Source organism: Tabrizicola sp., assembly GCF_041911175.1.
Taxonomy (GTDB): Bacteria; Pseudomonadota; Alphaproteobacteria; order Rhodobacterales; family Rhodobacteraceae; genus Tabrizicola.
This window is the reverse complement of record NZ_JAYRPN010000087.1, coordinates 26,188-32,361: the sequence shown is the minus strand read 5'-3', so window position 1 is coordinate 32,361 and position 6,174 is coordinate 26,188. Positions and strand designations below refer to the sequence as shown.

At 67.4% G+C, this 6,174-nt stretch carries 8 protein-coding genes and 1 pseudogene; 5 read left to right on the top strand and 4 right to left on the bottom strand.

The window, feature by feature from the left end:
• Window positions 1-345: pseudogene (locus ACE3P6_RS12445) on the bottom strand (DNA polymerase Y family protein); the annotation flags it as partial.
• Between the two features lie 168 nt (window positions 346-513).
• Here ACE3P6_RS12445 and ACE3P6_RS12440 point away from each other — a divergent pair.
• Window positions 514-957, top strand: coding sequence for a cytochrome c (locus ACE3P6_RS12440; RefSeq protein ID WP_374395447.1), 444 nt, complete (start codon window positions 514-516; stop codon window positions 955-957).
• A gap of 57 nt (window positions 958-1,014) precedes the next feature.
• On the opposite strand, the gene ACE3P6_RS12435 is transcribed toward ACE3P6_RS12440, so the two are convergent.
• Window positions 1,015-1,296, bottom strand: a complete 282-nt coding sequence (locus tag ACE3P6_RS12435) for an I78 family peptidase inhibitor (protein WP_374376441.1) — start codon at window positions 1,294-1,296, stop codon at window positions 1,015-1,017.
• A gap of 96 nt (window positions 1,297-1,392) precedes the next feature.
• Here ACE3P6_RS12435 and ACE3P6_RS12430 point away from each other — a divergent pair, with 96 nt between their 5' ends.
• From ACE3P6_RS12430 to ybaK, 3 genes are all read left to right on the top strand, one after another.
• Window positions 1,393-2,523: an S-(hydroxymethyl)glutathione dehydrogenase/class III alcohol dehydrogenase gene (locus ACE3P6_RS12430; protein ID WP_374395445.1), complete on the top strand. Its 1,131-nt coding sequence runs from the start codon at window positions 1,393-1,395 to the stop codon at window positions 2,521-2,523.
• A 62-nt stretch (window positions 2,524-2,585) separates the two neighbouring features.
• Window positions 2,586-2,909 (top strand): hypothetical protein, encoded by a 324-nt coding sequence (locus ACE3P6_RS12425; RefSeq protein ID WP_374395442.1) that lies wholly within the window; start codon window positions 2,586-2,588, stop codon window positions 2,907-2,909.
• Window positions 2,896-3,387: a Cys-tRNA(Pro) deacylase gene (gene ybaK / locus ACE3P6_RS12420; protein WP_374395440.1), complete on the top strand. Its 492-nt coding sequence runs from the start codon at window positions 2,896-2,898 to the stop codon at window positions 3,385-3,387. Before ACE3P6_RS12425 ends, ybaK begins: the two co-directional genes overlap by 14 nt.
• A gap of 3 nt (window positions 3,388-3,390) precedes the next feature.
• Here the strand turns inward: ybaK and ACE3P6_RS12415 are convergent, their stop codons facing one another.
• On the bottom strand, window positions 3,391-4,377 hold the full coding sequence (locus ACE3P6_RS12415) for an acyltransferase family protein (RefSeq protein ID WP_374395437.1): 987 nt from the start codon (window positions 4,375-4,377) through the stop codon (window positions 3,391-3,393).
• 125 nt (window positions 4,378-4,502) lie between these two features.
• Between ACE3P6_RS12415 and ACE3P6_RS12410 the strand changes: the two genes are divergently transcribed.
• The gene (locus tag ACE3P6_RS12410; protein WP_374395435.1) at window positions 4,503-5,243 is read left to right on the top strand and encodes an NYN domain-containing protein; all 741 of its coding nucleotides are present in this window, start codon (window positions 4,503-4,505) and stop codon (window positions 5,241-5,243) included.
• Between the two features lie 17 nt (window positions 5,244-5,260).
• Here ACE3P6_RS12410 and ACE3P6_RS12405 read toward each other — a convergent pair whose 3' ends face one another.
• The gene (locus tag ACE3P6_RS12405; protein WP_374395432.1) at window positions 5,261-6,127 is read right to left on the bottom strand and encodes a LysR family transcriptional regulator; all 867 of its coding nucleotides are present in this window, start codon (window positions 6,125-6,127) and stop codon (window positions 5,261-5,263) included.
• Window positions 6,128-6,174 lie beyond the last annotated feature (47 nt).

Below are 6,174 nucleotides of genomic sequence, written 5' to 3'. Positions count from 1 at the left end.
CGCGGCCCCCGTCAGGTCGATCATCAGCCCCGCCGGGGGTTCCTCGGCCACCCAGGGGGAAAAGCGCCCGGCCCAGCGGCGCAGGGTCAGAAGGAAGCGGGCCTCGGCCAGGGGATCGGCGGCGACGGTCAGAAGGGCAGGGCAGATCGCGGTCGCATCGCGCAGCGGCTGGCCCGGCGACAGGCCTGCCGCCTCGGCCTCTGCCGACAGCGAGACCAGCACCTGTGCGCCGTTGCGGTCGTCCACCACCGCCAGGGGCATCGGCACCACATCGGCCCGCCGCCGCGCGACCCGATCCGCCGCCAGCCGTGGAAACCACAGGGAAAGGATGCGCCGACCCGCCATCACCGACTCAGGATGTTCACGCTATGTTCCAGTCTTGCCATCCTGCCGCGACCCTGTCGAGTCCTGCACCGCCGCAGATGACAAGTGCGTGAGAGCACAGAGCGCAAACTACCGCGACGGAATGTCGCGCCTATAGTCACCACGATCAGCCAACACGGGAGCCAGTCCATGAAGTTTGCCAAAGCCTTGATCCTCGGCGCGGTCCTGTCCGCCGGCGCCGCCTACGCCGAGGAAGAGCGCACCGATCCGAACGCCATCGCGCGCGGGGAGCTGATGACCACCATCGGCAAGAACATCGGCATCATCGGCGACATGGCTGGCGGGAAGACCGCCTTCGACGCCGCCGCTGCCGAAGGCGCCAAGGCCGCGCTGGTCGAGGCGACCGGCAAGATCGAGGCCACCTTCAAGGACCAGGGCGCCGCCGATCCGGCCTCGGAAGCCAAGCCGGAAATCTGGGCGAACTGGGATGACTTCCTGAAGAAGGCCAAGGCCGCGGGCGACGCCGCAGGCGCGCTGGACGTCGCTTCGGTCGATACGCTGAAGGCCGGGATGGGCGCGCTGGGCGGAGCCTGCAAGGACTGCCACACCACCTACCGGATCATGAAGCAGTAACCTGCGCGCAGGTTGCCTTCGGGCCCCGGTCGCAAGGCCGGGGCCTTTCATTTGCGCTCAGCCGCAGGTCACGCGTTCGATCACGTCGCGGCGGTCGAGCCAGAAGTTCAGCCGCGTCGCGCTATAGTCCATCGTCACCGCCATGCCGTGCTGGATCACCCGCACATCCTGGCTGAAGCGCATCCCGTCCAGGACGACGCCGGGGCGGCCGACCAGGTATTGCAACTCGTCCGCGCCGCAGCTGGCCAGCGGGTCGGGGGGCGGCATCGGCACCGGCTCCATCACGCAGGCCGACAAGAGCAGGGGGGCGCAGACGAGCAGGGGAAAGGCGTGTTTCATGGGTCGCATCCTTCATGCTTCGGAGTCGAATCCGTCATTGCTTTACGCCCAAGTTTGGCACAGGTTCCGAAAAATTCTTCAAGGGAGGGAAACCCCATGCGCACCCGTGCCGCCGTTGCCGTCGCCGCAGGCAAGCCATTGCAGGTGATGGAGGTCAACCTCGACGACCCCAAGGAAGGCGAGGTCCTGATCGAGATCAAGGCCACCGGCATCTGCCATACCGACGAATTCACCCTGTCCGGCGCCGACCCGGAAGGCATCTTCCCCTCGATCCTGGGGCATGAGGGCGCGGGCGTGGTGGTGAAATGCGGCCCCGGCGTGAAGACGCTGAAACCGGACGACCATGTGATCCCGCTCTACACCCCCGAATGCCGGGAATGCCCGTCCTGCCTTTCCCGCAAGACCAACCTCTGCACCGCGATCCGCGACACGCAGGGCAAGGGGCTGATGCCGGACGGGACGACGCGGTTCTCGATGCTGGATGGCACGCCGATCTATCACTACATGGGCTGCTCGACCTTCGCGAACCACACGGTCCTGCCGGAAATCGCCTTGGCCAAGGTCCGCGACGACGCGCCCTTCGACAAGATCTGCTACATCGGCTGCGGTGTCACCACCGGGGTCGGCGCGGTGCTGAACACCGCCAAGGTGGAACAGGGCGCCACTGCGGCGGTCTTCGGGCTGGGCGGGATTGGCCTCAACGTGATCCAGGGGCTGAAGCTGGCGGGCGCGGACAAGATCATCGGCGTCGACATCAATGACGACAAGGAGGAGTGGGGCCGCAAGTTCGGCATGACCCATTTCGTCAACCCGACGAAGATCGAGGGCGACGTGGTGGCCCACATCGTCGGGATGACGAAAACGCCTTTCGACAAGATCGGCGGGGTGGACTATTCTTTCGACTGCACCGGCAACGTCAAGGTGATGCGGGCGGCGCTGGAATGCACCCACCGCGGCTGGGGGCAGTCGATCGTGATCGGGGTGGCCCCGGCAGGCGCCACGATCGAGACGCGGCCCTTCCAGCTGGTGACGGGCCGGGTCTGGAAAGGCACCGCCTTCGGTGGCGCGCGGGGGCGAACGGATGTGCCGAAGATCGTCGACTGGTACATGGACGGCAAGATCGAGATCGACAGCATGATCACCCACATCCTGCCGCTGGAGAAGATCAACGAAGGCTTCGACCTGATGCACGCGGGCAAAAGCATTCGGGCCGTGGTGGTTTATTGATCCGGCAATCCGCCCTTCTCCTGTCCGCCCTTGCCAGCCCGGCCTGGGCGGACCCTTCGGTCATGTCCTTCGAGTTTCCGACTGCAACCTATGTCTTCCCGATGGAAGATTTCGTCGCGGCGGACACTCGACCGACGAACAGCGGTGAGATGGGCCTTGTGGTCGATTTCAACACCAACTTCCCGCAAAGTTTCGGCCCGTTCACGGCAGGCGTCGTCGGTCAGACGGGAACACTTCGCATCTGTGGCGAGGAAGTCTCGCGGATCCTTGTGCAATCAGAAATTGGCGGTATGACGATCCCGCTTGCACTGGAACGGCCGGACGATGCCGAACGGCTGGCCGATATACTGAACGCGCGATCCTGCGGCCTTGATGCCGACAGCTAATACAATCTTGTCCTCCACCCCCGCCCTCCGCGCCTTGGCCGCCCTCGGGATCGAGGTCACGCTGCACCCCTACGCCTATGACCCGAAGGCCGAGGCGACGGGCTTGCAGGCCGCCGAGGCGCTGGGGATCGACCCTGCCGTCATGCTCAAGACCCTGATGGTCGAGGTCGATGGCAAGCCCGCCTGCTGCGTCATCCCCTCGGACCGGCAGCTTTCCATGAAGAAAGTCGCTGCGGCCTTCGGGGCCAAATCCGCCGCGATGATGCCTGCGCCGAAGGCCGAGAAGCTGACCGGCTACCATGTCGGCGGCATCTCTCCTTTCGGGCAGAAGCGCGCCGTCCCGACCGCCGTCGAGGCCAGTGCCTGCACCGCCCCCCGCGTCTGGATCAACGCCGGTCAGCGTGGGCTTCTCTTGTCGCTGCCGCCCGAGGCCGCCCTGCACGCCCTTGCGGCCAGATCCCTGCCGCTGATCGCCTGAGCCTTACCGTCCTTTCGCCCAGCGCCGGTAGGGGCGCTCCAGCCACAGGGTCGCCGCGACCGAGACGGCGATGGACAGCGCTCCCAGCCCCAACATGCTGATGGTCGAGCCATAGGGTGCGATCCCTGTCATGCGCAGCAGGGTTCCGGCGATGGAAAACACCAGAAGGTGCAGCAGATACAGCAGATAGGACGCCTCGCCCCAGACCAGCGTCCAGGCGGGCATCCTCCAGTTCCCGGCGGCCAGCCCGTAGACCAGCGCGGCCGAGGGCAGACCCGCCACCCAGGACCGGCCCCAGGCGAAGGTGACGTGACCCGTCACCACCAGGGCAAGCCCGACAGCGCCGAGGATCAGCGCCGGAACCGCCCCTGCCCGCCAGCCCCGCCCGATTGCCAGCGCGATGAGCCCGCCGAACAGGAACTCGATCACGCCGGAAAACAGGAGCACCCCGAAAGCCGGATCGACCGGCAGGCGCAGAAGGTTCCAGACCTGGGTCACCAGCGACCAGACCGCCAGCGCCGCGATGGCCGCCGCCGCCCCGCCGCGAAAGTAGGTCGCCGCGAAAAGCAGGTAGAACAGCCCCTCGACCGCCAGCGTCCAGGCCACCGCCATCACATGATCCGGCAAGGGCAGCAGCAGGACCGACAGCACGATCCGTCCGAAGCCCGGCCATTCCGACCAGTCGCCCCGCATGAGGCACAGACCCGCCAGCGACAGCAATGTCAGCGCCAGGACCGCCCAGTAGGGCGGCACGATCCGCCAGAACCGTTGCCGCAGGAACCGCAGGGCCCCCATGTCGCGCCGTCCCTCGACCGCGTGGAAGATGACGAAGCCCGACAGGACGAAGAACACGTCCACCCCGACCTCGCCGCCCCGGAACCAGCCCAGCAGCCCCGCGTCGTAACCTTCGGCCACCGCCGCCGCCTGCAGGTGGAACAGCACGACCAGGGTCGCGGCCACGCCCCGCAGCATCTGCAAGCCACCGATCATTCCCGCACTGCCCCTGCCATCACCTCGGGCGATCTTCGGTGCGCCCTGTCCGGTGTCAACCAGCCGATTGCGCTTTCCTTGCGGCCCCGGCTCGGCGACAACAGGGCAAACCCAGGGAGACCCCGATGCCCGCCGACGACCGTGCGCTGCGCCTTGCCGTCCTGATCGACGCCGACAACATTCCCGCCCGGCATATCGAGGCCGTGCTCGACGAGCTTGCCACCTATGGCGAACCCTCGGTCCGCCGGGTCTATGGCGACTGGTCGTCGCAGGCGCTGGGCCAGTGGAAGGAAAAGGCCCGCAGCCTGGGTCTGGTGATGCACCAGCAATCGGCCAACACCAAGGGCAAGAACGCCTCCGACATCGGCCTTGTCATCGACGCGATGGATATCCTGCACGCGGGCAAGGTCGACGGTTTCGTGCTCGTCTCGTCCGACAGCGACTTCACCCGCCTTGCCAGCCGCATCCGCGAGGACGGGCTGCAGGTGATCGGCGTCGGCGAAAGGAAGACCCCGGAAAGCCTGCGCAACGTCTGCAACCGCTTCATCTTCCTGGAAAACATCGCCGCGACGCCCGAACCCGCTGCGGACACGCCCACCCCGGCGAAACCGAAAGAGCCGGTCAGGGCCGAAAAGGACCCGCCGTCGAAGGCCATTCCGCTGGTCCTGGCCGCGATGAAGAAGATCGGGATCGAGGAGGACAGCTATTCCCTGGGTCAGCTGGGCCAGGTCCTCACCCAGCTTTATCCCGATTTCGACAGCCGGACTTATGGCAGCCAGAAGCTCTCGGACCTGTTGAAGCGCACCGGACGGTTCGACGTGCAGAAGGGCGAGGGCAATCACCTGATGGTCCGCGACAAGGCCTGATCCCGGCCTGACCGGGGTCAGAAGATCGTCTCCAGCCAGTCGGCGAACTGGTCCACCGCCTCCCGGCGCGGGCCGCGCGGCAGGACGGCGGCATAGGTCACCACCGGCAAGCCCGCCAGCGGCAGGCGGACCAGGCGGCCCGCCTCGAGGTCGGCCCTGCAGATGATCTCGGTCGCCAGCATCGCCCCCAGCCCCTGCCGACAGGCCGACATCTCCAGATGCGGGCTGCCGACCTTCACCCGGTTCAGCCGGGCCGGGTCGATCCCCGTCGTGGTGAACTGGAGATCGTCCCAGGGGCTGTCCTCGCCCACGATCCAGGGCAGCGCCTGCAGGTCCGGCACCCGGTCCGCGACCAGCGAGGGGGCGCAGACCGCCAGCAGCGGGATGCGGGCCAACGGCCGCACCTCCTCGTCCGGCGGTTCGGTCCAGCCGTCCGACAGCGCGCGGATCGCCATGTCGAACCCCTCGCGTCGGATGTCGACGCGCGAGGGGCTGGGCGACAGCGCCACCTCCACCCCCGGATGGCGCGCCCAGAATTCCGGCAGGCGCGGCATGACATGGGTTTCGGCGATGAAGGTCGTGGTCGTCACCCGCAGCACGCGCCGCGCCTCGGCCTGCCGCAGCGCCTCGATCCCGGCGGCCACCGTGCCGAACCCGTCGTCCAGCGCCCGGGCCAGCCGCGCGCCCGCCTCGGTCAGGCTGACCGTCCGCCCCGTCCGCCGGACCAGCGCCACGCCAAGATCCGCCTCAAGGCCCCGCACCGCCTGGGTGACGGCAGCATGGGTGACGTTCAGCACCCGGCCCGCCTCGGCAAAGCTGCCGTGCCGGGCGGTGGCGTCGAACGCCCGCAGGGCAGAGAGGGAAGGCAGGTCGCGCCAGCGCATGACGTAAGTTCAACTTTCGTCCCAAGGAAATTCCTGAGTCGGAATAT

Coding starts and splice junctions, on each gene's coding strand:
- ACE3P6_RS12425 (WP_374395442.1), top strand. CDS start 2,586: ATGTCCTTCGAGTTTCCGACTGCAACCTATGTCTTCCCGATGGAAGAT.
- ACE3P6_RS12405 (WP_374395432.1), bottom strand. CDS start 6,127: ATGCGCTGGCGCGACCTGCCTTCCCTCTCTGCCCTGCGGGCGTTCGAC.
- ACE3P6_RS12440 (WP_374395447.1), top strand. CDS start 514: ATGAAGTTTGCCAAAGCCTTGATCCTCGGCGCGGTCCTGTCCGCCGGC.
- ybaK (WP_374395440.1), top strand. CDS start 2,896: ATGCCGACAGCTAATACAATCTTGTCCTCCACCCCCGCCCTCCGCGCC.
- ACE3P6_RS12410 (WP_374395435.1), top strand. CDS start 4,503: ATGCCCGCCGACGACCGTGCGCTGCGCCTTGCCGTCCTGATCGACGCC.
- ACE3P6_RS12435 (WP_374376441.1), bottom strand. CDS start 1,296: ATGAAACACGCCTTTCCCCTGCTCGTCTGCGCCCCCCTGCTCTTGTCG.
- ACE3P6_RS12415 (WP_374395437.1), bottom strand. CDS start 4,377: ATGATCGGTGGCTTGCAGATGCTGCGGGGCGTGGCCGCGACCCTGGTC.
- ACE3P6_RS12430 (WP_374395445.1), top strand. CDS start 1,393: ATGCGCACCCGTGCCGCCGTTGCCGTCGCCGCAGGCAAGCCATTGCAG.